Source organism: Roseovarius sp. YIN77 (genome assembly GCF_057219155.1).
On record NZ_JBXVVI010000001.1, the window covers coordinates 1 to 26,562 of the forward strand.

Consider the following 26,562-nt stretch of genomic DNA (forward strand, 5'->3'; position numbering starts at 1 on the left):
CATCTCTGACTTCTGCTTGTCAGTATAAAACGTACGCGTGCGGTACTTCATATCTCAACACTCCATCTTTCCAAAAAGACTAAAGTGTTGCGACCACCCGTTGAACTCACAGGGACTGTTCTGCCGTTCGTCTTCGCAGGTCGCAGGTCTGCTTCAATTGAACTCTGAAGCGATCCAATCAACGATCCGCTTGATGCGCGTCTGGCCTAGGTGGTCCTTTGCCCACGAGATATAGAGTCCGTCATCAGAAGTGTCGGGATCGATCCAAATCTCCACCAGTTTCTTTGACCGGAGATCATTCTCCACCATGTAGGTTGGCGCGATGGCAACGCCGTGACCACCAATAGCAGCATCGAGAGCCAAGGCAGACCGGTCGAAGTTGAGCAGCTTGTGCGTGTCTCCATACCCAGTTTCCTGGATCAGCTTTTCCCACTGCCGGCGCGCATCCTGAAGCAGCGGTAGCGTCAGCAATGTCCCCAGCCCCATTGGCCAATCTGGTCGCAGAAAATCAGGACTGCATACGGCAACTAGGCGGATGTCGGTTAGACGGCGTGATCCGTGGGCTGCATTTGTGTCATATGCATTACCGGGCCAGATTGCAATCTCGTTACGGCCCAGACTGCGCGCCAGAATCTGTTCGTGGACCTGTGTAGTCAGGGAAACGGTCCGAAACTTGGTCGCGAAACTGTCCATCCGGGGCATTAGCCACTTCGTTGCAGTGGAAGCCCCTAGGTGTAGCGTGACGCGATCACCATTCTCCCCGATGCTCACCAACGCGGTGTCGAGGGTCGCGAGGGCTTCTTGCATGGCTGCATGGCAGCGCTCACCTTCCGCCGTGAGCGAAACGCCGCGTGCGCCCCGCACTAAGAGAACCGCTCCCAACTCGATTTCGAGCTGTTTGATCCGTTGAGAGACTGCGCCGCGCGAGAGGTTCAGTTCTTCGGCTGCGCGTTGCAGGTTCCCGTGCGACGCGACGACGGAGAACACTCGAAGCGCGTTCAGGTTCACGTTCTTCATTGGATGCCTCAAAGACGATAGTTTTTCTAAACGCTGATGGAATTGTCCCGCTTTGTCAATTTGGTGCAGGCGGTCGATACTACCGGGGAAGCAGCACTCAGCAATAGCTACAAGAGACCGAGCGATGACCCAGACAATTCGACCAGCGACACCCGACGACACGCCGCGTCTGGTCGAGCTTCTCATGTTCGATGCGCAAGAACGCTACGCAGAGGATGTTATCTTCTGGAAGATGGCGGATGACGCACCCGCGCAAATCGAAAAGGCGCTGACATTTGCGCTGACTGCCGATGGGCAACCTTTTCAACAGTTTTGGCATGTCGCGGAGGATGGGGGTCAGCTCACGGGTGTCATTCATGCAATGCTGCTGCCAGTGCCGCCCATCTATGAGGGCGCGTTCGGCGAGCCAGGACTGATCCTGCCTGACTCCTTCGTTGCAGCGGATGCACCAAACGGCACTGTTGAAGGCCTGTTGGCCGCAGCCGAAGACGCCCTTCACGAAGCTGGTGCCAAGATCAAACTGGCGTCCTACGTCGCAGGCGAAGTCTGGCGAACTGCGTTTGAGGCAAGCGGTTATGAACCTCTCACGCTTTATCTGTCACGCAGTAGCCTTAGCAACCAGGAAACACCAGCTGATGTTCGACAAGCCACGGAAGACGATATTCCAGGTATCGTCGCATGCAGCGCCGAGAACCGGCAGGTTCTATTCGGTATTGACCCGTTCTGGGAAATTCATACCGAAGCCGATCCAAGGTTTTCTGCCTGGATGACGCGGAGTCTAACACTTCGGGATCGCAACATGCTGGTTCTGGGTCCACCAGATGATCTTGCAGGCTACATCATCGCACAGCCCGCCTCGCGGCTGCACTTTCCCCCGGCCCACGACATCACCGGAACGGGTGTGATCGATGATTACTACCATCCTGAACTGGCCAACCCGGCGGCGCTTGACCTAGGTAGTGAAGATTCTAATGCGCTATTGCGCGCGGCCGAGACGGCGTTCGCCAACCGTGGTAAGGGGGCTGCCTTTGTCGTCTGTCCGGCGGGATGGGCGTCTAAGATCAAGATGCTGGAAACTGCTGGCTACGAGACCGCAATGGTCTGGTCCATTAAGCGATAGAAATCCGCGAAACAGCCTTTGGGGTGTTATGCAGCATTCGGTAAAGTGGGCTCAAAGTTGCCATTGAAGCGAACAGAAAATACTGATCACTCGGAAAAGTCGCTCACAACACCATATGCCGGGCCCGTGCGCCGCGTTCGATTGCGGCGCCGTGGAGGCGGTCGATTTCCAGGACGTAGCGGATTTCGGCCAGCATTTGCAGCTCTGTTTCCTGCAGGCGGCCATCGGCGGCGGCGACGTCGCAAGCCAGCGCATAGGCGGTTTCATAGAGTTTTTCGGGGAGCGCCTCTGTCACCAGGCCAAAGAGTGCATCCAGACCGTCCTCTTCAGCGAACAGATCCAGCACCGTGCCACTGATGCGTTTGACGCGGTCAAATTCGTATTCGGCAAAGATGGGCAGGTGGTTCACGATACGCTCTATCGTCACCAATTCTGAAGTGCGGATTGTTTCATCGGCTGCAGATTCCGCAATCATGACTGCGACAAGCGCGTCCTGGGCGGTAAACGCGTGAATATTGCTGGAATCGCTGCTCATCTTATCTCTCTCCGGTATTCTTGCAGGTGCAGAATATTGACGCGGGACGGCAGGGGCAATAGGGAGTTGCGCAGCCGGGATGCTCTGGCTGCATCAATCTGAAAGAGAATGACATGTCTGATCTACGCGAAGCCGCAATGACGTCGAAAGCCTGGCCCTTTGAAGAGGCGCGCAAGGTTTTGAAACGTTATGAAAAGGCCCCGCCGGAAAAGGGCTATGTTCTGTTTGAAACCGGCTATGGACCGTCGGGTCTGCCGCATATCGGCACCTTTGGTGAGGTGGCGAGGACAACGATGATCCGCAATGCGTTTCACCAAATCTCTGACATCCCGACACGCCTGATCTGTTTTTCCGACGATCTGGATGGGATGCGCAAGGTGCCGGACAATGTGCCGAATCCAGAGGCGTTGGCGGAGCATCTGCAAAGGCCGTTGACCTCTGTCCCTGATCCGTTTGGCAAGTTTGAAAGCTTTGGCCATCACAACAACGCCATGCTGCGCCGGTTTTTGGATACGTTCGGGTTTGAATATGAATTTATCTCTGCCACGGACTTTTACCGCACCGGCCAGTTTGACGAGGTGCTGTTGCGCGCGGCGGAACGTTATGATGACGTGATGAAGGTGATGCTGAAATCCCTGCGGGAGGAGCGTCAGCAAAGCTATTCCATCTTTTTGCCGATCCACCCGGAAACGGGTCGGGTGCTGTACGTGCCGATGAAGGAGGTGAACGCCAAGGATGGCACCATCACCTTTGATGATGAGGACGGGCGCGAATGGACGCTGCCGGTCACCGGCGGCAATGTGAAACTGCAGTGGAAACCGGATTTCGGCGCCCGTTGGGCGGCGTTGGGTGTGGATTTTGAGATGTATGGCAAGGACCATTCCACCAACACGCCAATCTATGACCGTATTTGCGAAATTCTGGGCCAGAAGAAGCCAGAGCATTTCACTTATGAGCTATTCCTAGACGACAAAGGCGAGAAGATTTCCAAGTCGAAGGGCAACGGATTGTCGATTGACGAATGGCTGACTTATGCATCGACGGAATCGCTGTCTTATTTCATGTATCTAAAGCCGAAAACGGCGAAGCGGATGTTTTTTGACGTGATCCCGCGGGCGATGGATGAATATCACCAGCAGCTGCGCGCCTATCCGGGGCAAGATGCCGCGCAAAAGGTCAATAATCCCGTCCACCACATCCACAATGGCGATGTGCCAGAGTCCAAAATGGTTGTGCCGTTTGGGATGCTGCTGAATCTGGCGTCTGTGTCGTCGGCTGAGGATAGCGAAACCTTGTGGGGCTTTCTGCGCCGCTATGCACCAGAGGCAACGCCGGAAACTCATGCCGATCTGGATGCAGCGGTCGGCTATGCGGTGCGGTATTTCAATGACTTCGTGAAGCCCACGAAAACCTATCGCCTGCCCACCGATCTGGAACGCGAGGCGATGGAGGATTTGCTGGCGACGCTGAAGGCGTGGGATGGTCCGGTCGATGCCGAGGAACTGCAATCAGCGGTCTTTGCTGCCGGGCGCGAGCGGTTCGATCCGCTGCGGGATTGGTTCAAGGCATTGTACGAGGTGCTGTTGGGTGCCAGCCAAGGCCCGCGCTTTGGCGGGTTCATCGCGCTCTATGGGATCGCGGAAAGCATTCAGTTGATCGAGGACGGGTTGGCCGGGAAACTGGTCAGCGAATAATCTGATCGTCCCCTTCCATCCTGTGATATGATCCGGGGTGGGAGGATTTGACATGCGTTCAATTTTTGCGGCTCTGGCCGTCGGTTTTCTGGTGTTCTATCCGTTCAAGGGAAGTGCGCAGCCGGAGGAGGCGATCCAGTCTGTAATCTCTGACCAGATCGCGGCGTTGCAGATGGATGATTACCCAACGGCCTTTGGCTACGCATCGCAATCGATCCAATCCATCTTTGGCACGCCGGAACGGTTTGGCCAGATGGTGCAGGCTGGATATCCGATGGTTCACCGGCCCGGCACTGTCGCGTTTTTGGAACTGGGCGACTTACAGGGTGATTTATGGCAGCGGGTGCTGATCCATGACCAGGCGGGCCAGCCTTATATCCTGAACTATCAGATGGTGCAGCAGGGATCTGAGTGGAAAATCAATGCTGTGTATCTGAGCGAAGCCCCCGATCTAGGCGTCTGACCCCAACCATCGTGCGCAGGTCTTTGAACCGGTTAATTTTTGCGCGCTACCCCATTTGATACCTGGATCGCGTCAAGCTTTGGCGCGTCCGCACGGAATTCAAAGGGGTCATGGATGAACAAAGTAATTACCGAGGGGTTGGCTCTGATGCCGCCCAAATTTGAGGATGGGCTGGACGTCTGGTCCTCTGGCGAGGGCACTGTTGGGTCTGCGACTTATGCCAGCGATCCGAATGCGGCAATTGCCTATGCCGATCAGGATTTTGGCAACTGTCTGGAATTGTTGAAAGCCAATAGCACGCAACAGCTGCGCTGGACGGGGCAGGTTCCGATCATTCCGGGCTGCTACTTGCGTATTCGTGCGCGGATCAAGGCGATCAGCGGCAACCTGCCGGATGTGCGCATTGCCGGTTGGGCCGGGGGTGTTGGGGACGCGCATGTCGCGGGGCTGATCGAAACCGGCCCTGTCACGACCCTGACCAGCTATGGCGAAATTGTCGAAGTGTCGGCGATTGTTGGCACCAGTTCGCGCAGCGGTGTTGATCTGCCGTGGGGCACCGCACCAATCTATGGGCATTTCGGATTGGATATGATCGGTCCCAACGGCGGGATTGTGCGGATCGATGACATCATTGTCGAGGATATCAGCAGCGCCTTTCTGCGCGATCTGGTGAATACCGTTGATGTTCGCGATTTTGGGGCGATTGGGGATGGTGTCACCAATGATGCGCCAGCCTTCGCGCTGGCCGATGCCGCGGCAGAGGGGCGGCGGGTTCTGATCCCGACGGGGACCTATTATCTGGGCGATCACGTGACGTTGCAAAACCCGGCGCTGTTTCAGGGAACTGTTGCCATGCCGGACGACAAGAGACTGAGCCTGCGTCAAAATTTCGACTATCCCACATATGCGGCGGCGTTTGGGGATGAGGTCACAGGGTTCAAGAAGGCGGTGCAGGTCCTGTTTAACTTCAACGACCACGAGTCACTGGATCTGGGTGGGCGGCAAATCAATCTGGATGCGCCGGTTGACTTGAGGGCGGCGGTCGATAACAAAACGACGTTCAACCTGCGCCGGGTGATCCGAAATGGCGAGTTGCAGGCCAGCGCGAGCAGTAACTGGGATGATACGATCGTCACCTCGCAGGCGACATATTCAACGGCGAATGACACACTGCTGACCGGTGTGGTGAATGTTGCCAATGTTCCGTTGGGCGCGCGGGTGACAGGCAATGGTGTCGGGCGCGAGGTTTATGTTAAAGGAGTCAATATCGGGGCACAGACTGTGACGTTGAGCCTGCCACTTTATGCAGCGGTTGGGACACAAACCTTTACCTTCACACGCCACAAATACCTGATTGACATGTCCGGTTTTGACCACCTGTCGCGATTGAACTTTGACAATATGGAGTTCAACTGCGGTGGGTTTTGCAGCGGTGTCATGTTGCCGCCATCGGGGCTGATCCTGCATTTCAGGGATTGTTATTTTACCGTCCCCAAAGATCGGGCCATAACCTCGCCCGGGACCGGCTGTCAGGGGATGCTGGTCGATCAATGCCAGTTTATTTCCAATGAACAGTCAGCTCGCGCGCAAGATCGCACATCCGTTGCGATAAATGTGAATGCCAATGACGTCAAATTGCGAGACAACCGGGCCAACCGGTTTGCACATTTTGCGGTGATGCATGGGGGTGGCCATGTTCTGAGCGGCAATCATTTTTTTGGTGGAGACAATGAGGCCGACGGTATTCGGCAGGCCGGACTGGTTTTGACCCAGACAAATCTGAAAACCACGGTGGTCGGAAACTATGTCGATAACAATTTCATCGAATGGACAAATGAACATGACAGTCACCCGGATTTTGCCAGTGAGTTTTCCTTTGGCGGGCTGACGGTCACGGGCAATGTGTTTTCTGCAACCGATGTGACGGCGTCGTTCAGTTGGGTCGTGGTAAAACCATTTGGCGCCGGGCATTTTGTTGACGGGCTGACGGTGACTGGGAATGCCTTCAAGGCTATCAACGGAAACATTGATCGGGCAGATCGGGTGGATACGTCGCTATATGGTCTGGATTTCGGACGGATGCGCAAAATTATCTGGGACGGCAACACCTATACGGCAGTGAATGATCACACCACCAACCCGATCATGATCAGCCACGAAGAGTGCTCTGACATGCAGACATGGGCAGCGGATCTGAGCGCATATCTGCCGTTTCAGGGCTGGGCGCGTCGCGTGCAAAGCGTGATCGCTGATGGCAAGATTGTCACGGGTGGTAACACTCAGGTGTCCGACATGCCCTATACCAATACGCGCAAAGGGGCAGGTCAAAACCAGATTGAAGTGGTCTGGGCGCAGCCCTGCAGGGGCAAGGTTTGGGTCACTGCGAGGGTCGATAATCCGACCTGACCAGAAACGGTAGAAGGGGCGTCAAACGGCGCCTCTTTTTGCTTGGGGTTTCGGGATGCTGTGCTAGTCTGATCAAAAAGCAGGAGAGCCCGATGCCGAAAATCAGCAAAAACAATACCCATCAAACTGTGATCACGACTTTTGAGGTCACGCCGGGTACTTGTCAGGATCTGATCGACATGTTGGTGGACGCCTATGACAACTTTATCTCCAAGCAACCTGGATTTGTCGGGGCAGGATTGCATGTGAATGACGCTCAGACCCGGATTGCGAATTATTCCCAATGGACGGATCGCAGTGATTTTCAGGCCATGCTGCGCACACCGGAAATGCGTGAGAGAAACCGCAAAATCAACGAGCTGTGCAAAAGCTTTGAACCGGTCATGTATGACGTGATTGAAAGTTACGGTTGATCCATGCGCGCTGGCAAAACGCATAGGCATCTTTATTTCTGGTAGGCCCGGTAGGCATAATACGAGCCAATAAAAACAATAACTTACACTGTCTAACCTATACTTTAGCCGTCAATGCATATCAATGGGTTGCAAATTGTTTCTTCTAACCCACGCGCCCTAAAAAGGTTACATAGTAGAAATATCTTTTGCTATGCCTAAGGCTGTTGATTGTGGTGGAGCTAATTTAACAAGCAAACCAATTGCAATTTGTAGTTTTTTTGATTTGACTAACTTTTAGTCTTAGTTTTAGCGCTGAACTTGGGAAAAATTTTTGAAAAAGTAACGCCAATCGTCGAAGCTATCTTTGATAGAGTGGCAATTGTTGTCGACTTCGCCTTCTGGTTCAGGATGTCATATATGCCTGTGTAATTGAGACCGCATAGCTTCCCAAAATTAGCAGCATTCAGTTTCTTCAATTTCATGTAATCTTGAATGTTTTGGATTAAGGCAGTTTGCGCTCCGTGTGCTTCAATATTGTTCACTCGATTTGCAGTCATTGAATTTCCTGTTTGTGAAGCGAACGGTGGGCCTGCCTGGTGAATGACTTAAGTTTACCTGGCTAGGTTAGTATCGTAAGTTATTGAAAATTAAAGGGGGTTCAAGTCCAAGCTGTCTAACCTAAGTAAAATATACAATAAAAACAATCAGTTACAAGGTGCTTGGTAGGCCCGGTAGGACTCGAACCTACGACCAAAGCGTTATGAGCGCTCTGCTCTAACCAACTGAGCTACAGGCCCGACCTGATCGCATGGGTATCAGACCCGTCGCGGGGGTCAAGATGGAATGCGCAGGTGTGTGGATTCTGTGCTGGGGCATGGACAGGCGGACAGCATCAGGGTATCCCGCGCATCAATGGAATCTTTGCGTGGAGCTGCCCCCGATGACCCAAGGCAAGAATGGCCTGACTTATGCAGATGCAGGTGTGGATATTGATGCGGGCAATGCGCTTGTTGATCGGATCAAACCTGCGGCCAAGAAAACCTCTCGACCCGGCGTTATGTCTGGTCTTGGCGGGTTTGGGGCACTGTTTGATCTGAAAGCAGCAGGGTATAACGATCCAATTCTGGTGGGTGCAACCGATGGTGTTGGCACCAAGCTGCGCATTGCCATTGATACGGGTCGGTTTGACACGATCGGGATCGATCTGGTGGCCATGTGCGTCAACGATCTGGTCTGCCAAGGGGCAGAGCCGCTGTTTTTCTTGGATTATTTCGCGACCGGCAAACTGGAGCTGGATGCCGCCACCACGATTATCGAAGGCATTGCCGAGGGCTGTGCGCGGTCGGGTTGTGCCCTGATTGGTGGCGAGACCGCTGAGATGCCGGGCATGTATCACGGTGGTGATTTTGATCTGGCCGGATTTGCTGTCGGTGCGATGGAACGGGGTGCTGATCTGCCAGCCGGAGTTGCCGAGGGCGATGTATTGTTGGGTCTGGCCTCTGACGGGGTGCATTCCAACGGATATTCGCTGGTGCGCAAAGTGGTCGAATTGTCGGGGCTTGGCTGGGACGATTCCTGCCCGTTTGACGAGGGTGCCTTGGGTGCGGCATTGCTGGCCCCCACACGGCTCTATGTCAAACAGGTGCTGGAAGCGATCCGGGCTGGGGGCGTTCATGCACTGGCCCATATCACCGGTGGCGGATTGACGGAAAACCTGCCGCGGGTATTGCCGGAGGGCTTGGGCGCAGAGGTTGATCTGTCGTCCTGGACTTTACCGCCGGTCTTTCAATGGTTGGCTGCGGGCGCGGGGCTGGACGAGGCAGAACTGCTGAAAACCTTCAATGCCGGAATTGGCATGGTGTTGGTGGTGTCAGCGGATCGCGCCGAGGCGCTGAGCATGTTGTTGCGTGATGCGGGCGAAACCGTATCCGAGCTTGGCCGGATCGTGGCGGGCGAGGGGGTCAGCTACAAGGGCAGCCTTCTGTGACCAAACGGGTTGCGATCCTGATTTCCGGTGGCGGTTCGAACATGGTCGCGCTGGTCAGGGATATGCGCGGCGATCACCCAGCGCGGCCGGTTTTGGTTTTGTCCAACGATCCGGAGGCGCGCGGCCTGACCAAGGCCGCATCGATGGGCGTGATGACAGCGGCGCTTGATCATCGGCCCTATGACGGCGACCGAGAGGCGTTTGAGGCTGAACTGTCCCGCATATTAGAAGAGGCGGCACCGGACATCATCTGTCTGGCCGGTTTCATGCGCATTCTGACCCCGGGCTTTATCGAGCGGTGGGCTGGTAAAGTGCTGAATATCCACCCGTCACTGCTGCCGAAATACAAAGGGCTGAACACCCATGCCCGTGCGATTGCGTCAGGCGATGCAGAGGGTGGATGCAGCGTTCACGAAGTGACGGCCGAACTGGATGGCGGGCCGGTTCTGGGGCAGGCCCGGGTGGCGATTGATGCGGATGAAACGGCACAATCGTTGGCCGCGAAGGTGCTGAAACTGGAACATCAACTATATCCAGCGGTGTTGCGCCGGTTTGCGGATGGGGACAAAACACCGGTTCTGTTGACCTGACCTTCTACAGAAAGCCGCGCGGAATGACCTCTGCCCAATCCTTGGTCAAAACCTCTGTCTGATCAGCGCCTTCGGTTGCTTTCAAACTGCGCGACAGGTGAAAGTTATCCGCGTCACAGGTCATGCTGTTGGATGTCTGGATTTCAACCTGCCAGTGGCCGCGTTCAAATGTGAATTGCCAGTTGCAATCATAGCGCGCAGAGGTCGGGTCATCGGGATGGATCGAATAGGACATACGAACGGAGCTGCCAGCGATCAGGCCGTGATAGGGATCGCGTGTTTGGCCATAATCGTCGTACGTATCCAGAACCAGCGTTCCGTCCTCCAGCACCCCACGTGTCGAGCTGCTATCCATCGGACGCAGGGTCTCTGCCTGCAATGTTGGGTAGTCTTGGGCTGGGCCAGGGTTTTGCGGGTCAATCTCATGCTCTACCTGTCGCACTGGCAGATGCAGGGCGCAGCGATCCAGGTGTAGGGTGATGTTGGCGGATTTGGGGTGCGGCCAGACAATCGGCCAATAGGACGTAGAAAGCGCCAGTCGCAAGATATGCCCGGGCAACACGCGGTGCGCGCATTCGTTTAACTCTATTTCAGCCTCGTAGATCTGGCCGGGTTCCAGATATTCGGGGGTTTCGTGGCTTTGGTAGTGGGTCAGGTTTAGGGCGCGGTAGGTGATGCGCTGCGATACACCCTGCGGGGACACATCGCACAGACGCGCGACCAACTGAGCTGTGGGCTGATCGACGCTGAATGCGAATTTCAGGCGCGCTCGGCCCAGAATTTCCAGAGGAGTGTCGCGCGGTTCGGTATCAAAGCAGGTCGAGAGCAGATCATCAGGGGCCTGATCCTCTGCCAATTCATTATCAACCCTCATGCCCGGGCAGAAATACCCTCCGGCCTGACCGACATGCGCGGGGTTCGATACTGTTATGGATCCCTCAATGGGCTGTGTTTCAAAACTGCCGGGGCGCAGATACATCCGATGATCATGTACATTGGGCGAGGGCCAGTTCTGTTCGGCGATCCAGCGGCCCTTGCGCGGTTTGTTTTCCTTGGTCGGATTGAAATGGTCCTGCATGAAGGTGCGATAGTCGGGAAGATTTTCAACGCCGTTTGGTTTGTCCTTTAACCAGCGATCAAACCAGTTGATAACTTCGGCATGAAAATCCGCCGGGTGCAGCAAGGCGATGTGCGGATAGCGATGTTCCCACGGTCCGATCATCGCCTTGCAGGGAGCTTGCATTTGTGCGGCCAGCCGTGGCGGGGCGTTGAGATAGGCATCGGCCCAACCTGTCAGGGTCAGAACCGGGGCCTTTAGACGCGAAAAATCCTCGCATACAGATCCGTGTTTCCAGAATGCATCCCGAACCGGGTGGTGCAGCCAGTCAGCGGCACAAAATGGATTGTTTTCCAGCCGATCAATCCAATCCTCGCGCCAGTCCGGGCGCAGGTCAGGGTCTGCCGGGCGTGTCAGATAGGCAAACATCTGGGCCCCCCAGTTGACATTGTCGCTGAGCAGGCAGCCGCCCATATAGTGAATGTCGTCGGCGTATCGATCTGTGGTGGAGGCAACGCTGACAACCGCTTTCAGGGCGTCAGGTTGGCGATAGGCCAGTTGCAGGCCGTTAAATCCACCCCAGGAAATTCCGATGATGCCGATGTTGCCATCGCACCAGCTTTGCCCTGCGATCCAATTCAGAACGGCCTCGCCGTCCGCGAGCTCCTGTTCGGAATATTCGTCGTCAAAAACCCCGTCGGAATCGCCGGTTCCGGTAATATCAACACGAATACAGGCATAGCCTGCCCGGGCGAAAACGGGATGAGTGGTTTCATCGCGCGGGGCGGTGCCGTCTCTTTTTCTATAAGGCAGATATTCCAGAATTGCGGGGACGGGTGTCTTGGTGACCGGTCTCCACAACCGCGCCGCCAATTTGCGACCATCTGGAAGCGTGATCCATTCGTTTTCTGTCACTGCGATGTCATTTCGCATCCATTGCACCCGCCTGTTGAAATTTGCCAAAACATCCGTCTGTTAGGTGAAGTATTTGAATGCGCACCGCGTCGCGTCAAGCATTGACTGCCCGGTCGATCAGATTTCGTCCGTCGTTGATCCAAGTCCCTTTTCTTTGGCGCATGTTTCCCCTAACATCGGCAGATCACAATAAGAACACGCGATACGGGCCCTGATGAAAACTCTGACAACGACTGATGAACTGGCGGCATTCTGTTCTGCTGCCAAAGCGCATCCCTATGTTACGGTGGATACGGAGTTCCTGCGCGAACGAACCTATTATTCAAAGCTTTGCCTGGTGCAGCTGGCCGTTCCTGCAGAAGGGGAGGACAGCGCCGTGCTGGTCGATCCGTTGGTGGACGGCCTGTCGTTGGAACCGCTCTATGATCTGTTTCGCGATGAAAGTGTGGTGAAGGTGTTTCACGCTGCGCGGCAAGATCTGGAGATTTTCTTTGTCGAGGGCAAGGTATTTCCAAAACCTTTGTTCGATACACAGGTTGCGGCCATGGTGTGCGGCTTTGGCGAGCAGGCGGGGTATGAAACACTTGTGCGCAAAATCGCGCGGCAACCGTTGGATAAAACCTCGCGTTTTACCGATTGGTCCCGGCGCCCGTTGACCGAAGCGCAGCAAAAATATGCACTGGCGGATGTGACCCATTTGCGGGTGATCTATGAATATCTGGCGGCCGAGTTGCAAAAATCCGGTCGGGGCGCTTGGGTTGAGGAAGAGTTGGAATTTCTGACCTCGCCCGATACCTATACCATCCTGCCGGAGGATGCGTGGCTGCGAGTTAAAACGCGGACAAATTCCGGGAAGTTTTTGGCCGTGGTCAAAGAACTGGCCCGATTCCGCGAGGAATATGCCCAAACCCGCAATGTACCGCGCAGCCGGGTGATGAAGGATGATGCCATGTTGGAATTGGCATCAACCAAGCCCAAGACCATGGCTGATCTCGGAAAATCACGCCTTTTGCTGCGCGACGGGCGCAAAGGAGAGATTGCCGATGGAATATTGGCAGCGGTTAACGCTGGCATTGCCTCTGATCCGGTCAAGGCGCCGAACAATGGCAATGGCGTTGACAAATCCAAGGTCAACCCGGCGCTGGCAGACTTGTTGCGGGTTTTGTTGAAGGCAAAAGCCGACGGCGTTGGTGTGGCGCAAAAGCTGGTCGCACCGACGGCAGAGCTGGACGCAATCGCATCCGGAGAGCGGGACGTGCCCGCACTGAAAGGGTGGCGAAAGTCCGTGTTTGGCGATGATGCCTTGCGCCTGTGTAACGGCGAGATCGCATTATCTGCCAAGGGCAATCAGGTGAAAGTCGTTCAGTTATAACGAGTTAAGAACCGATCTTCTGTTGCGTATAGGCAATGCAGCCTGTCAGGGCGGAATGATCGTCATTGACGATATCAACACTGAACCGATCCATGTAATAGCTGAGCCGACCTTTGGAGCGAAATGCAGACGCAAATTCTGTGCTTTGTAGATAAGGCATGGTTGACCGTGCCACGCCACCCACGAGCGTCACGCCCCCGAAAGGTAGAAAGTGGAGCGCGAGGTCGCCTATCACGGCACCGCATGTTTTTGTAAACAGCATAAGCGTATGATGCGCCACAGGATCGCCATTACGGGCGGCGGCAACAATTTCTGCGGCGTTCAGATCAGGGCAGTCTTTGTGATGGGCGGCATAGCGATAGCAATTTTCCAGCCCGCGACCCGACAAGACATCCTCCATCGCAACAAATGGATGCGTGGTGTTGCGGAGATGGGCGATCATCGCTGCGATCTCATCGGTTTCAGCAGGTAATGTGGTGTGTCCGGTTTCGGCGGGCAATACATGACAGTTGCCATCCAGATTATGCACCTGCGCGAGGTTGAACCCCGTTCCAATACCAACCACCAGATGTGGCGTGTCTTGGGCTGCGCCATGGCCAGTTAAAATAGTTTGGAACAGGTTGTCAGGGAGGAGATGAAGTGCATAACCTTGTGCCGATAAATCATTGATAAGGTATGAATTATTTGTGTTCACCACATCCGACAATATATCTGTGTCAAAGTGCCAGTCACGGTTTGTCAGATAGCCCTTGCCGTTTTCAATTGCGCCCGCCATTGCGACGGTTGCGGCCGTCACTGTGGGCGAAAAGCGGCCCACATAGTCGCGGAGGATATCTGCCAATGTATCGTGATCCAGATTTCGATACCGGCAAACTGTATCTTCGCGAATGCTGGCCCCATCGGTCAGTGCAATTCGGGTGTTGGTGCCGCCAACATCGGCAACAAGATAACAATGGGATTGCATGGACGTGACCATAGACTCTGCCTGATAGCGTTAACAATGCTGCTATAATGTGGAAGATTGGCGGTTGGCAAGCGCGACGGGCTGATTATTCGCGCGGATGGGGTAAATAGGCCTTTCACCAGTAACAGATACATGCAATAGGGACGCGTCAAACGAAGCATCCAAGGAGAACCCCCATGGAGATTCGCGAGGCACTTACCTTCGACGATGTACTGTTGGTCCCGGCGGCCAGTAACGTGTTGCCCTCTACGGCGGACACCTCGACCAATGTCACCAAATCCATACGGTTGAATATTCCGCTGCTAAGCTCAGCAATGGATACCGTGACCGAAGCGCGAATGGCGATCAGCATGGCGCAGGCGGGCGGTATGGGGGTCATCCACCGCAATCTGAATGTCGAGGAACAGGCCCGCGAAGTGCGCCGGGTCAAGCGGTTTGAATCCGGAATTGTCTATAACCCGATCACCCTGACCCCCGATCAGACTCTGGCAGATGCCAAGGCGTTGCAGGAACGTTATCGGGTCACCGGATTCCCGGTGGTCGATGGTGCAGGTCACGTTGTTGGGATCGTAACCAACCGCGATATGCGCTTTGCCAGTGCTGACGATACGCCGGTCAAGGTGATGATGACGACAGACAATCTGGCCATACTGCGCGAACCCGCCGATCGGGGAGAGGCGATCAGCCTGATGAAAGTGCGTCGGATTGAAAAACTGTTGGTGACGGACGCAGATGGAAAATTGACCGGTCTGTTGACCCTGAAGGATTCTGAACAATCCGTACTGAACCCAACCGCCTGCAAGGATGAGTTGGGACGGCTGCGGGTTGCTGCGGCCTCTACCGTCGGGGATGCAGGATTTGAACGCACTGAGGCCCTGATCGATGCGGGCGTTGATATGGTGGTGATCGACACGGCGCACGGCCATTCCGAAGGCGTGGCGCTAGCTGTGGAACGCGCCAAGCGCCTGTCCAACACCGTGCAGATCGTTGCGGGCAATGTGGCCACGGCAGAAGCCACCCGTGCCCTGATCGGGGCGGGTGCCGATGCAATTAAGGTGGGGATTGGGCCAGGATCCATCTGCACCACGCGCATGGTTGCGGGCGTGGGTGTTCCACAGCTGACCGCGATTTTGGAATGTGCCGCGGGCGCGCGGGACAGCGGAACGCCAGTGATTGCTGATGGCGGGATCAAGTTTTCGGGCGATTTTGCCAAGGCGATTGCGGCGGGAGCCTCTTGTGCCATGGTCGGGTCGATGATTGCTGGCACCGATGAGAGCCCGGGCGAGGTCATCTTGTACCAAGGCCGCAGTTTCAAATCTTATCGGGGGATGGGAAGTCTGGGCGCGATGGCGCGCGGCTCTGCCGACCGGTATTTCCAAAAGGATGCCGCCAGCGACAAATTGGTGCCCGAAGGGATCGAAGGCCAAGTCCCCTACAAGGGGTCTGCCGGATCTGTGGTTCATCAATTGGTGGGCGGTCTGCGCGCCGCGATGGGCTATACCGGTAACGCCACTGTGGAAGAGATGCGTCAGAATTGCAATTTTGTACGCATCACTGGTGCTGGCCTGAAGGAAAGCCATGTCCATGATGTACAGATTACCCGGGAAAGCCCGAATTATCGGATCATGTAGAGCCATAACTGGCGGCGTGATTGCCCGTGGAGTGCTGTTATGACACCGGGTGCAAGATACGCGGCTGCGATTGAAATTCTGGATCGCTATCTGGCCGGGGAACCGGCCGAAAAAACGCTGACCAATTGGGCGCGGAAAAACCGGTTTGCCGGGTCCGGGGATCGTGCGGCAATACGTGATCTGGTTTTCACCGCGTTGCGCAACAAGCTCAGCTTTGCAGCGCTTGGTGGTGGTATGTCCGGGCGGGCGCTGATGATCGGGCAGTTGCGGTCTGCGGGCGTTGAGGCTGATCGCATCTTCAATGGCGTGGGCTACGCCCCGCCGCCACTGACCGAAGCGGAGCAATCCTTTGATCCGTCAGCGATGGATGAGGCGACGGCGCTGGATTGCCCGGATTGGTTGGTTACAGAATTGCAACGAAGCCTGGGGGAGCGGTTCGTCGACGTGATGACGTGCCTGAAATCCCGGGCGCCTGTCTTTCTGCGCGTCAATCAGAAGCGGATATCACGTGAGGACGCAGCCCAACAGTTGCGGGGCCTGGACATAGAGACTGCAGCGTCGGAACTTTCGCCGTCGGCCTTGCAGGTTATGACGCATGAACGACGGGTCGCGAATTCAACGCTCTACAAGGACGGATTGGTCGAGGTCCAGGACGCAGGGTCGCAATGGCTGGCTGATAATGTTCCAGTTTCCAGCGACGATCGCGTTTTGGACTTTTGCGCCGGTGGTGGCGGGAAAAGCCTTGCCATGGCAGCGCGTGTAGGGGCGCAGTATTTTGCGCATGATCGATACGCCCAGCGCATGTCAGATTTGCCGGCGCGCGCAAGTCGGGCGGGTGTGAACATTGAGGTTCTCGCATCGGATGATCTGAAACGTCAGCCCCCCTTTGATACGGTTTTGTGTGATGTTCCCTGTTCTGGCAGCGGAGCATGGCGACGATCCCCGGAAGGGAAATGGTCATTCAATCAACAGAAGCTGGATGAAATCCTTTCGATTCAAAGTGATATTTTGGATCAGGCATCTGAATTGGTTAGCGAAAAAGGCGTTTTGGCCTATGCGACTTGTTCGCTGATGAATTGCGAGAATGAGGATCAGATCACGCGATTTATGGCGCGCTTTCCAGAGTGGAAGTGCAATTTTCAACGCGCATTAACCCCCTTGGACGGGGGTGACGGATTTTTCCTGGCGCTTTTGAAGCGACGGAACAGCCCCCGCGGTTAATCAAATATTAATACAGATGTCCTGAAGGTTAGGCGACGCTGAGGAGCCCGCGATGACCATCCGTGACCCCGGAATATTCGAAAGCTTGCCAATTGCGATCCTTGATATCGGGCGATGCGGGCGCGTTCGGTATGCAAATGCGAATGCTTTGCGTCTGTTGGGGTTGGAAACTGTTCAGGATTTGCCATTGGCTAAACTGTTGGAAGGGCCAGGCCGACAGGTGTCCGATTGGCTGCAGGAAGCTTTTGAAGGCCGGGGGCTTCATCGGACCGAAACCACACGATTAAGAACCCCGGCCAGCGGCACGTTCGTTCAGGTGTCTCTGTCTTTGAACGAAGACGGGTTGTTAGCGGTGCTGACGGACGCGACAGAGATCAGTTCACTGAAGGCGCAAACCATTCAGGCCCAGAAGATGCAAGCTATCGGCCAGTTGGCGGGCGGCGTTGCGCATGATTTCAATAATCTTTTGACTGCAATATCAGGAACCTGTGAGTTGCTCTTAAGTCGATTTGAAGGTCAGGATGAGGTTGCAACCGACCTGGATGAAATAAGAAAAAATGTCGATCGGGCCTCCAGTCTGGTTCATCAGTTGCTGGCATTTTCACGCAAAGAACCCTTCCGGACCACCACGCTTCAGATCGACCAACTCATTGAGGGGTGCCATGAATTACTGCGGCGCTTGATGGGCGAAGATCATTGCCTGCAGGTGGCTATCGAGCCCGACTTGCCGGCAATTCGATCCGATAAATTGCAGTTTGAACGTGTTTTGATGAACCTGTTGGTCAATGCAAAACAGTCGATGGTGAAGGGAGGCGATGTTTTTCTGCGTGCGAAGCGTCACCTGTTGGATCAGCCGCTTTGCCGCGATAATGTCACGATGCCAGCTGGTGTCTACGTCTTGGTGGAGGTGCAGGATGAGGGATGTGGCATCCGATCTGACATCTTATCCAAGATTTTCGAACCCTTTTTTACCACGAAAGAAACGGGTGAGGGGACGGGGCTCGGCCTGTCGATGGCGTATGGGATCATCAAACAATCTGGCGGCTATATTTTTGCCGATAGCGAGGTGGGAATTGGGACGGTCATTTCCATCTATTTGCCGGAAAGCCGGGGCGCTGCGACGGTAATCCAGGCCTCACCAACCGAGCCCGCAAAGAAACAGAAAGATGCAGGTGATGCGACAATATTGTTGGTCGAGGACGAAGACGCGGTTCGAAAGCTTGCCGCACGGTCGTTGCGATTGCAGGGATTTTCCGTTGTCGAGGCGAATTGTGCGGAACAGGCGCTGGATATTCTTCAAGATACCGCCATGCGCTTTGACCTGTATTTGACCGATGTCATAATGCCGGGGCTGAACGGGCCCGACTGGGTGAGAATAGCGTTGACGGATCGACCGGGTACAGAAGTGATCTTCGTCTCAGGCTATTCGGATGACGCATTTGTCAACGGGGATGCGGCAATTCCAAATTCAACATTTCTGGCCAAACCCTATTCATTGGCTCAACTGGCAGACACGATTCGGGATCGATTGGGGACATCCAGCTAGGCACGCTGTTGTTTGACCTGCTCGTAAAGCGCAATGTCGTTTGCAAAGGCATGGTAGAGCGCATTTCGCGAACTGGCTTTGAGTTCCAGCGGAACATGCGGTGACTGATTGATCCGACCAGGTGCCAGAGTAACGTTCAAACGTTTTGACAAGTATTGGTACAGCTGGTGGATACGAGAATAGTCGAATATGTGATCAACCAGACAGCCCCCTGATCCATCGCTTAGAAACCGTGCCTGTGATCCGACCTTGGCGCAATCAGGCGGATCGGGTTGCAGATAAAGGTTTACAAATTCATCAAAGGATAGACCTTCGGTGCTGTTAGCGTGGCCTTTGAGGGCAGGGCGGGACCGGTATCGATACCAGCTGCCCAACCAGTCGACCGGTTCGCGCATAACGGCGACAAGTTCGACACCTTTTTCCCCTGCGCCAAACAGATTGTCCTGAAACTTCTTCCGAAACCGTTCGGCGCGCATGTGTTTTAGCCCGGGGGGATTACCAAAAATAATATCCGCGCGTTCTGACAAAGCCGTCTCCAGCGCCGTTGACCCTGTCTTGGGCGTCGCGAGAACAACAATACGTTCTTTGTGAAAAATCAACATGTTACGTTTATTCAGCTTTGTCGCTTTACCTTGCCAATTCTTGGTAAACTATCTGTTAACACTCTTTGGCGATAGTCGGTGGAATGAAAATATTTGTTGTAATGTTCTCGTTTTGATCTCATAAGTGATGAGAACAAGAGGCGAACACAGGCAACGATTGCCGCCCGGTCCCGGGTGTGAAATAAGGATCAAAACCAATGGCAGCGGTAGATATTTTAAACATGAGCAATAAAAAGAACGCAGACAAGGAAAAGGCTCTGGATTCGGCCTTGGCACAGATCGAACGCCAGTTTGGCAAAGGTTCGATCATGAAGCTGGGAGGCGACAATCCCATTAAGGATATCGAGGCGACATCGACGGGGTCGTTGGGTCTGGACATTGCCTTGGGAATCGGTGGTTTGCCCAAGGGGCGGATCATTGAAATCTATGGTCCTGAAAGCTCTGGCAAAACCACACTGACCCTGCACTGTGTGGCCGAAGAGCAGAAAAAGGGCGGAATCTGCGCCTTTGTCGATGCTGAACATGCGATGGATCCGCAATATGCCAAAAAGCTGGGTGTCGATCTGGATGAGTTGCTGATCAGCCAGCCGGATACCGGCGAACAGGCGCTGGAAATCACCGATACGCTGGTGCGGTCCGGTGCTGTCAGCATGGTTGTGGTTGATTCCGTTGCCGCCCTGACGCCGAAGTCCGAACTGGAAGGGGACATGGGCGACAGCAGTGTTGGCGTTCAGGCACGTTTGATGAGCCAGGCGATGCGCAAATTGACCGGTTCGATCTCTCGCTCCAACTGTATGGTGATCTTCATCAACCAGATCCGGATGAAGATCGGCGTCATGTTTGGCAGCCCGGAAACCACCACTGGCGGCAACGCGCTGAAATTCTACGCCTCGGTTCGTCTGGATATTCGCCGAATTGGTGCGATCAAGGATCGCGAGGAGATCGTTGGCAATGCCACCCGTGTGAAAGTTGTGAAAAACAAAGTTGCGCCACCGTTCAAGCAGGTGGAGTTTGACATCATGTATGGCGAAGGCATTTCCAAGATGGGTGAATTGCTGGATCTTGGGGTCAAGGCAGGGGTTGTTGATAAATCCGGTTCCTGGTTCTCCTACGGGGATGAGCGGATCGGTCAGGGGCGCGAAAATGCCAAGACGTTTTTGAAGGAAAACAAACGGATCGCGCTGGAGATTGAGGACAAAATCCGCGCGGCACATGGGTTGGAATTCGATATGCCTCCTGAAACTGTTGAGGATGATGTGCTGGAAGCATAATCCAGACAGTCTATTGCATGTGAGACGAAGAAAACGCCGCGGTGTGATACCGCGGCGTTTCTTGTTATGGACAGGCCTCAATTGCGGGGATAAACCATCCTGACGTCAAAAGACCCACAGGACACCACCGCGCCATGCACAGCCTGAACGACATTCGCTCTACATTTCTTGATTACTTCAAATCCAACGGTCATGAGGTGGTGGACAGCTCCCCCCTGGTGCCGCGCAACGATCCGACGTTGATGTTTACCAACTCTGGCATGGTGCAGTTCAAGAATGTTTTTACCGGGGTTGAACAGCGTGACTACGTGCGTGCAACCACCAGCCAGAAATGTGTGCGCGCGGGCGGTAAACACAATGACCTGGACAATGTTGGCTACACCGCCAGACACCACACATTCTTTGAAATGTTGGGGAATTTCAGTTTTGGCGACTACTTCAAGCCAGAGGCAATTCCATTTGCCTGGAATTTGATCACCAAAGAGTTTGGCCTGGACAAAAGCCGCCTGTTGGCGACCGTTTATCATACGGATGACGAGGCGTTTGAGATCTGGAAAAAAATGGGCCTGCCAGAGGATCGGATCATCCGGATCGCGACCTCTGACAACTTTTGGCAAATGGGTCCGACAGGGCCATGTGGGCCGTGCACCGAAATATTCTATGACCACGGCGATCACATCTGGGGTGGTCCACCCGGATCGGCCGAGGAAGATGGCGACCGTTTTATTGAGATCTGGAACATCGTTTTCATGCAGAACGAACAGTTCGAAGACGGTTCCATGATCGATCTGGAAAAACAGTCGATCGATACCGGGATGGGGCTGGAACGGATTGGCGCACTATTGCAGGGCAGTCATGACAACTATGACACCGATCTGTTCAAGGCGCTGATCGAGGCTTCGGCCCATGCATCCAACGTCGATCCTTATGGGGATCAGAACGTTCATCATCGGGTGATCGCCGATCATCTGCGGTCCACATCTTTCCTGATTGCAGATGGCGTCATGCCGTCGAATGAGGGGCGCGGTTATGTGTTGCGCCGGATCATGCGCCGGGCCATGCGCCACGCGCATTTGCTGGACGTACAAGATCCGCTGATGCACCGTTTGGTGCCAGAACTGGTGCGCCAGATGGGGCAAGCCTATCCGGAACTTGGACGCGCACAGGTGTTGATCGAAGAAACCCTGAAAAATGAGGAAACCCGGTTCCGTCAGACCTTGGATCGCGGTTTGCGTCTGCTGGATGATGAGCTGATCAAACTGCCAGATGGCGCTGAGTTGCCGGGTGAGGCAGCCTTCAAACTGTACGATACCTACGGGTTCCCGTTGGATCTGACGCAGGATGCGTTGCGGGAAAGAGGCCGCGTGGTCGAAACAGCAGGTTTTGACACCGCGATGGAAGCACAGAAAGCCAAGGCGCGCGCCGCCTGGTCGGGCTCTGGCGAGACGTCAGATGGGGCGGTTTGGTTCGATCTGGTGGAACAACATGGTGCGACGGAGTTTCTGGGCTATGAAACCGAAATCGCCGAAGGTCAGGTTTTGGCAATCGTTTCGGACGGCACATTGAATGACGCGGCCACATCCGGGGACGCCGTTCAGGTCATCGTCAACCAAACGCCTTTTTACGCTGAATCCGGTGGTCAGGTCGGCGATCAGGGTGTTTTGAAAACAGACACTGGCGCGGCCCGGATCACCGACACCCGGAAATCGGCCGGCGTATTCATCCATGTGGCTGAGGTGACAGAAGGTGAGATTTCAGTCGGGCAAGGGGCCGAGTTATCAGTCGACCATATCCGTCGCACGCAAATCCGCGCCAACCACTCGGCAACGCATTTGTTGCACGAGGCCCTGCGCCGCCAACTGGGCGAACATGTTGCGCAGCGTGGATCGCTGAACGCGCCTGATCGGCTGCGGTTTGATTTCTCGCACAACAATGCCATGAGCGCGGATCAATTGCGCGAGGTCGAGGAAGAGGTCAACGCCTTCATCCGTCAGAACTCTGCCGTTGAAACCCGGATTATGACGCCGGACGATGCACGCGCTTTGGGCGCGCAGGCGCTCTTTGGCGAAAAATATGGGGATGAGGTACGCGTTGTCTCCATGGGTGGTTTGGAAGGGTCCCGTAAAGGCACCGACGGAAGCACCTATTCGCTTGAACTATGTGGTGGAACGCATGTGCGCCGGACCGGGGATATTGGCGTGTTCGTGGCCCTGGGGGACAGTGCAAGCTCTGCCGGTGTGCGCCGGGTTGAGGCCTTGACCGGGGAAGAGGCGTTTCGCTATCTGGCCGAACAGGATCGGCGTCTTGGTGCTATCGCGTCACAGCTGAAATCGCAACCTGCAGAGGTGCCAGAACGCGTGAAATCCCTGATGGATGAGCGTAAGGCGTTGCAGAATGAGGTCGCGCAATTGCGGCGTGAGTTGGCGATGTCCGGCGGTAGCGGGCAAGCTGTTGTATCGGCCCGTAATGTTGGTGGCATTCCGTTTCTGGCTCAGGTCTTAAGCGGGGTTGGGGGTAAGGATTTGCCCGCCTTGATTGATGAACACAAGGATCGGATGGGATCTGGGGTCGTTCTGTTGATCGCTGATGCGGATGGCAAGGCAGCGGTCGCGGCGGGTGTCACCGATGATTTGACAGACAAGGTCTCGGCGGTGGATCTGGTCCGCGCCGCAGTCGAAAAACTGGGCGGTAAAGGCGGCGGTGGCCGTGCTGATATGGCCCGTGGGGGCGGCACAAGCGCCGAAAATTCCGAGGCTGCCATCAGGGCTGCCGAGGCTGTATTGGGAGGATAATCATGGCAGAAGCTCTTTGGATCGCAAATGTCGACGTGCAGAACGCAGAAAAATACGCGGAATACGCGGCTATCGCCTCTGTCGTTTTGCCGGAACACGGCGGCGAATTCATCGCTCGTGCTGGCAGATATGTGCAACTGGAGGGGCGCGACTTTCCGCGCAATGTGGTTGCGAAATTCCCAAGTGTAGAAGCTGCCGTCGCGGCCTATAACGACCCGCGCTACCAAGAGGCGGTAAAGATTGCCAAACTGTCCTCTGAGCGTCAGATCGTTGTGGTCGAACTGGGCTGATGCCCATTGCCTTTCGCGAGATGATGCGCCGCCATGCCTGTGGCGGCCAGATTGACGGTATTGTCCTGAGGCCCGCACGACGAGAGCCGGTCATCGCCGTTGACGACGCGGTGATCACGGTCGACGGGTTGGTGGGGGATCATGGCCGTCCGGGCAAACGCGCGGTCACTTTGATTCAGGCGGAGCATTTGCCCGTTGTGGCCCAGTTGGCGGGTCTGGATGGTATCGACCCCGCAACATTACGTCGAAACATTGTGGTGTCTGGGGTCAACCTGGCGGCTTTTCGCAAAGAGCGGATCCAATTGGGTGAGACCATTTTGCACATCACCGGGCCTTGCCCGCCGTGTTCCCGAATGGAGGAATATCTGGGCCATGGCGGCTATAACGCTATGCGCGGGCATGGTGGATGGTATGCCGAGGTGATCCAGCCCGGAACAATCAGGATTGGCGACCCCGTTTCCGGGGTCTACGACCCCGATTAACTGGCGCGGGCCATCCGTTTGCGTTCGTGTGGGTCCAGATAGCGTTTGCGCAGGCGGATGGAATTTGGCGTGACTTCTACCAGTTCATCATCGTCGATATAGGCAATCGCCTGTTCCAGGCTCATCGTGATCGGCGTGGTCAGACGCACGGCCTCATCCGTGCCCGAAGCACGCACGTTGGTCAGTTTCTTGCCCTTCAGCGGGTTCACTTCCAGATCGTTTTCACGGCTGTGTTCGCCGATGATCATGCCTTGGTAAACGGGAGCTTGTGCCCCGATCAGCATGCGACCACGATCTTCCAGGTTCCACAGCGCATAGGCGACGGATGTACCGTTTTCCATAGAGATCAAAACGCCGGCACGACGACCCGGGATCGAACCTTTATGCGGGGCCCAATCATGGAACACGCGGTTCAGAACGCCGGTGCCACGTGTGTCTGTCAAAAATTCGCCGTGATAGCCTATTAAACCACGAGAGGGCACATGTGCGATGATCCGGGTTTTGCCTGCGCCTGCGGGCTTCATTTCGACCAGCTCGCCTTTGCGCGCACCGGTCAGTTTTTCAATTACGGCGCCGGAATATTCGTCATCAACGTCAATCGTGGCTTCCTCGATCGGTTCCAGACGTTGGCCGTTTTCTTCGCGAAACAGAACCTGCGGGCGGCTGATCGACAATTCGAACCCTTCGCGGCGCATGTTTTCAATCAGAACACCCATTTGCAATTCGCCGCGGCCTGCGACCTCGAACGCTTCGCCGCCGGGTGTGTCGCTGATGCGGATGGCGACGTTGGATTCGGCCTCTTTCATCAGACGCTCGCGGATAACGCGGCTTTGTACCTTTTTGCCGTCGCGCCCGGCCAGCGGGCTGTCGTTGATGCCAAAGGTCACGGTGATGGTGGGCGGATCAATCGGTTGGGCGGGCAGGGCGTCGGTCACAGAGGTGGCGACGAGGGAATCGGCGACGGTTGCCTTGCTCATCCCGGCCAGAGTGACGATGTCGCCGGCCTCTGCGATATCGATGGGCTGTTGGGACAGACCGCGGAAGGCCAGAACCTTCGTCACACGGAAGTTTTCGATGAGTTTGCCGTCGCGGCTCAACGCCTTAATGCTTTCACCGGTTTTCAGCGTGCCACTTTCAACGCGGCCGGTCAGAATACGGCCAATGAACGGATCTGCCCCCAGGGTGGTTGCCAACATGCGGAACGGTTCTGATTTGTGGGCCGCTTGTGCCGGGGCAGGGACGTGATCAACGATCAGATCAAACAGCGCGGTCAAATCTTCGCGCGGGCCGTCCAGTTCCATATCGGCCCAGCCTGACCGGCCAGAGGCATACATGGACGGGAAATCCAGCTGATCGTCATCAGCGCCCAGATTGGCGAACAGATCAAAGCATTCATCCAGCGCGCGGTCCGGTTCGGCATCCGGTTTGTCGACCTTGTTCAGAACCACGATCGGTCGCAAGCCAAGGGCCAGCGCTTTTGACGTTACAAACTTGGTTTGTGGCATTGGCCCTTCGGCGGCATCGACCAGCAGGACAACGCCATCAACCATAGATAGGATGCGTTCGACCTCGCCGCCGAAATCGGCGTGTCCGGGGGTGTCGACGATATTAATGCGTGTGCCATTCCATTCGACCGACGTTGCCTTGGCCAAAATGGTGATGCCGCGTTCACGTTCCAGATCATTACTGTCCATCGCGCGCTCGGCAACGGACTGATTTTCACGAAAGGCCCCGGATTGTTTCAACAGCTCATCCACAAGCGTGGTTTTGCCGTGGTCAACGTGGGCGATGATGGCGATGTTGCGCAGTTCCATGGGGACGGGCCTTTCCTATTCGCCGCCGCCCTACCGTGCAGACGCAGAAAAGGCCAGCCCTAATGTGTTGCGGTGTTTGAAAACAAGTTGATGACAATGATGCCAGCAACGATCATTGACATGCCAATAATCGCTGGCGCGTCCAGTTTCTGCCCGAAAATAATCCAGGCAATTACGGCGATAAAGACGATGCCCAAACCAGACCATATCGCATACATGACGCCCACAGGCATGACTTTCAAAGTCAGCGCCAACAGGTAAAATGATACGGCATAAGCCAAGACCACGATGACTGATGGCAATAGTTTGGAAAATTGCTGACTGGCTTGCAAAGCGGTGGTGCCAATCGTTTCCGCGGCAACGGCCAAAAGCAGATAAACATAATGAATAGGCATGGT

23 protein-coding genes and 1 tRNA gene are annotated in these 26,562 nt (G+C 55.3%); 15 read left to right on the forward strand and 9 right to left on the reverse strand.

The window, feature by feature from the left end; translation table 11 throughout:
* Positions 1-153: 153 nt before the first annotated feature.
* The gene (locus tag AC2D8P_RS00005; RefSeq protein WP_484699330.1) at positions 154-1,017 is read right to left on the reverse strand and encodes a LysR family transcriptional regulator; all 864 of its coding nucleotides are present in this window, start codon (positions 1,015-1,017) and stop codon (positions 154-156) included.
* A 124-nt stretch (positions 1,018-1,141) separates the two neighbouring features.
* On the opposite strand from AC2D8P_RS00005, the gene AC2D8P_RS00010 reads away from it, so the two are divergent.
* Positions 1,142-2,137: a GNAT family N-acetyltransferase gene (locus AC2D8P_RS00010; RefSeq protein ID WP_484699332.1), complete on the forward strand. Its 996-nt coding sequence runs from the start codon at positions 1,142-1,144 to the stop codon at positions 2,135-2,137.
* A gap of 103 nt (positions 2,138-2,240) precedes the next feature.
* Here the strand turns inward: AC2D8P_RS00010 and AC2D8P_RS00015 are convergent, their stop codons facing one another.
* Positions 2,241-2,672 carry a tellurite resistance TerB family protein gene (locus tag AC2D8P_RS00015; RefSeq protein ID WP_484699334.1) on the reverse strand — a complete coding sequence of 144 codons (432 nt, stop codon included), beginning with the start codon at positions 2,670-2,672 and terminating at the stop codon, positions 2,241-2,243.
* A gap of 113 nt (positions 2,673-2,785) precedes the next feature.
* Here AC2D8P_RS00015 and AC2D8P_RS00020 point away from each other — a divergent pair, with 113 nt between their 5' ends.
* The 4 genes from AC2D8P_RS00020 (at position 2,786) to AC2D8P_RS00035 (ending at position 7,648) form a co-directional block, all read left to right on the forward strand.
* Positions 2,786-4,366 carry a lysine--tRNA ligase gene (locus AC2D8P_RS00020; RefSeq protein ID WP_484699336.1) on the forward strand — a complete coding sequence of 527 codons (1,581 nt, stop codon included), beginning with the start codon at positions 2,786-2,788 and terminating at the stop codon, positions 4,364-4,366.
* 52 nt (positions 4,367-4,418) lie between these two features.
* Positions 4,419-4,829 carry a DUF4864 domain-containing protein gene (locus tag AC2D8P_RS00025; protein ID WP_484699338.1) on the forward strand — a complete coding sequence of 137 codons (411 nt, stop codon included), beginning with the start codon at positions 4,419-4,421 and terminating at the stop codon, positions 4,827-4,829.
* A 114-nt stretch (positions 4,830-4,943) separates the two neighbouring features.
* The gene (locus tag AC2D8P_RS00030) at positions 4,944-7,235 is read left to right on the forward strand and encodes a right-handed parallel beta-helix repeat-containing protein (protein ID WP_484699340.1); all 2,292 of its coding nucleotides are present in this window, start codon (positions 4,944-4,946) and stop codon (positions 7,233-7,235) included.
* Between the two features lie 92 nt (positions 7,236-7,327).
* A complete protein-coding gene (locus tag AC2D8P_RS00035; protein WP_484699342.1) occupies positions 7,328-7,648 on the forward strand; it encodes an antibiotic biosynthesis monooxygenase family protein in 321 nt (106 codons plus the stop codon).
* Between the two features lie 269 nt (positions 7,649-7,917).
* Here AC2D8P_RS00035 and AC2D8P_RS00040 read toward each other — a convergent pair whose 3' ends face one another.
* Both AC2D8P_RS00040 and AC2D8P_RS00045 read right to left on the reverse strand, forming a co-directional pair.
* Positions 7,918-8,187 carry a helix-turn-helix domain-containing protein gene (locus AC2D8P_RS00040; protein ID WP_484699344.1) on the reverse strand — a complete coding sequence of 90 codons (270 nt, stop codon included), beginning with the start codon at positions 8,185-8,187 and terminating at the stop codon, positions 7,918-7,920.
* Positions 8,188-8,350: 163 nt separating this feature from the next.
* Positions 8,351-8,427 (reverse strand) — tRNA-Ile (locus AC2D8P_RS00045).
* Positions 8,428-8,570: 143 nt separating this feature from the next.
* Here AC2D8P_RS00045 and purM point away from each other — a divergent pair.
* Both purM and purN read left to right on the forward strand, forming a co-directional pair.
* Entirely contained in the window at positions 8,571-9,617 is a 1,047-nt protein-coding gene (gene purM / locus AC2D8P_RS00050; protein ID WP_484699346.1) for a phosphoribosylformylglycinamidine cyclo-ligase, read from the forward strand.
* Positions 9,614-10,207 (forward strand): phosphoribosylglycinamide formyltransferase, encoded by a 594-nt coding sequence (purN, locus tag AC2D8P_RS00055; RefSeq protein WP_484699348.1) that lies wholly within the window; start codon positions 9,614-9,616, stop codon positions 10,205-10,207. The genes purM and purN overlap by 4 nt, the downstream gene beginning before the upstream one ends.
* A 4-nt stretch (positions 10,208-10,211) precedes the next feature.
* Here purN and AC2D8P_RS00060 read toward each other — a convergent pair whose 3' ends face one another.
* Complete coding sequence (locus tag AC2D8P_RS00060) at positions 10,212-12,197, reverse strand: CocE/NonD family hydrolase (RefSeq protein ID WP_484699350.1); 1,986 nt, start codon at positions 12,195-12,197, stop codon at positions 10,212-10,214.
* A 196-nt stretch (positions 12,198-12,393) separates the two neighbouring features.
* Between AC2D8P_RS00060 and rnd the strand changes: the two genes are divergently transcribed.
* On the forward strand, positions 12,394-13,551 hold the full coding sequence (gene rnd, locus AC2D8P_RS00065; protein ID WP_484699353.1) for a ribonuclease D: 1,158 nt from the start codon (positions 12,394-12,396) through the stop codon (positions 13,549-13,551).
* A gap of 4 nt (positions 13,552-13,555) precedes the next feature.
* Here rnd and AC2D8P_RS00070 read toward each other — a convergent pair whose 3' ends face one another.
* A complete protein-coding gene (locus AC2D8P_RS00070; RefSeq protein WP_484699355.1) occupies positions 13,556-14,515 on the reverse strand; it encodes a glucokinase in 960 nt (319 codons plus the stop codon).
* A 176-nt stretch (positions 14,516-14,691) separates the two neighbouring features.
* Here AC2D8P_RS00070 and guaB point away from each other — a divergent pair, with 176 nt between their 5' ends.
* The 3 genes from guaB to AC2D8P_RS00085 are packed head-to-tail and all read left to right on the forward strand — an operon-like array spanning position 14,692 to position 18,913.
* Positions 14,692-16,146, forward strand: coding sequence for an IMP dehydrogenase (gene guaB / locus AC2D8P_RS00075; protein ID WP_484699357.1), 1,455 nt, complete (start codon positions 14,692-14,694; stop codon positions 16,144-16,146).
* A 39-nt stretch (positions 16,147-16,185) separates the two neighbouring features.
* Positions 16,186-17,367 carry an RsmB/NOP family class I SAM-dependent RNA methyltransferase gene (locus tag AC2D8P_RS00080; protein ID WP_484699359.1) on the forward strand — a complete coding sequence of 394 codons (1,182 nt, stop codon included), beginning with the start codon at positions 16,186-16,188 and terminating at the stop codon, positions 17,365-17,367.
* Between the two features lie 52 nt (positions 17,368-17,419).
* Positions 17,420-18,913 (forward strand): ATP-binding protein, encoded by a 1,494-nt coding sequence (locus tag AC2D8P_RS00085; RefSeq protein ID WP_484699361.1) that lies wholly within the window; start codon positions 17,420-17,422, stop codon positions 18,911-18,913.
* Here the strand turns inward: AC2D8P_RS00085 and AC2D8P_RS00090 are convergent.
* Positions 18,910-19,515: a gamma-glutamyl kinase gene (locus AC2D8P_RS00090; RefSeq protein ID WP_484699363.1), complete on the reverse strand. Its 606-nt coding sequence runs from the start codon at positions 19,513-19,515 to the stop codon at positions 18,910-18,912. The genes AC2D8P_RS00085 and AC2D8P_RS00090 overlap by 4 nt on opposite strands.
* A 197-nt stretch (positions 19,516-19,712) precedes the next feature.
* Here AC2D8P_RS00090 and recA point away from each other — a divergent pair, with 197 nt between their 5' ends.
* From recA to AC2D8P_RS00110, 4 genes are all read left to right on the forward strand, one after another.
* Positions 19,713-20,786: a recombinase RecA gene (gene recA, locus AC2D8P_RS00095; protein WP_484699365.1), complete on the forward strand. Its 1,074-nt coding sequence runs from the start codon at positions 19,713-19,715 to the stop codon at positions 20,784-20,786.
* Positions 20,787-20,920: 134 nt separating this feature from the next.
* The gene (gene alaS / locus AC2D8P_RS00100; RefSeq protein ID WP_484699367.1) at positions 20,921-23,578 is read left to right on the forward strand and encodes an alanine--tRNA ligase; all 2,658 of its coding nucleotides are present in this window, start codon (positions 20,921-20,923) and stop codon (positions 23,576-23,578) included.
* Between the two features lie 2 nt (positions 23,579-23,580).
* Positions 23,581-23,868 (forward strand): DUF1330 domain-containing protein, encoded by a 288-nt coding sequence (locus AC2D8P_RS00105; RefSeq protein WP_484699369.1) that lies wholly within the window; start codon positions 23,581-23,583, stop codon positions 23,866-23,868.
* Positions 23,868-24,350 carry an MOSC domain-containing protein gene (locus tag AC2D8P_RS00110; RefSeq protein WP_484699371.1) on the forward strand — a complete coding sequence of 161 codons (483 nt, stop codon included), beginning with the start codon at positions 23,868-23,870 and terminating at the stop codon, positions 24,348-24,350. Before AC2D8P_RS00105 ends, AC2D8P_RS00110 begins: the two co-directional genes overlap by 1 nt.
* Here the strand turns inward: AC2D8P_RS00110 and typA are convergent.
* On the reverse strand, positions 24,347-26,164 hold the full coding sequence (typA, locus tag AC2D8P_RS00115; protein ID WP_484699373.1) for a translational GTPase TypA: 1,818 nt from the start codon (positions 26,162-26,164) through the stop codon (positions 24,347-24,349). The two genes, AC2D8P_RS00110 and typA, sit on opposite strands and share 4 nt — an antisense overlap.
* A gap of 59 nt (positions 26,165-26,223) precedes the next feature.
* Positions 26,224-26,559: a DMT family transporter gene (locus AC2D8P_RS00120; protein WP_484699375.1), complete on the reverse strand. Its 336-nt coding sequence runs from the start codon at positions 26,557-26,559 to the stop codon at positions 26,224-26,226.
* Positions 26,560-26,562 lie beyond the last annotated feature (3 nt).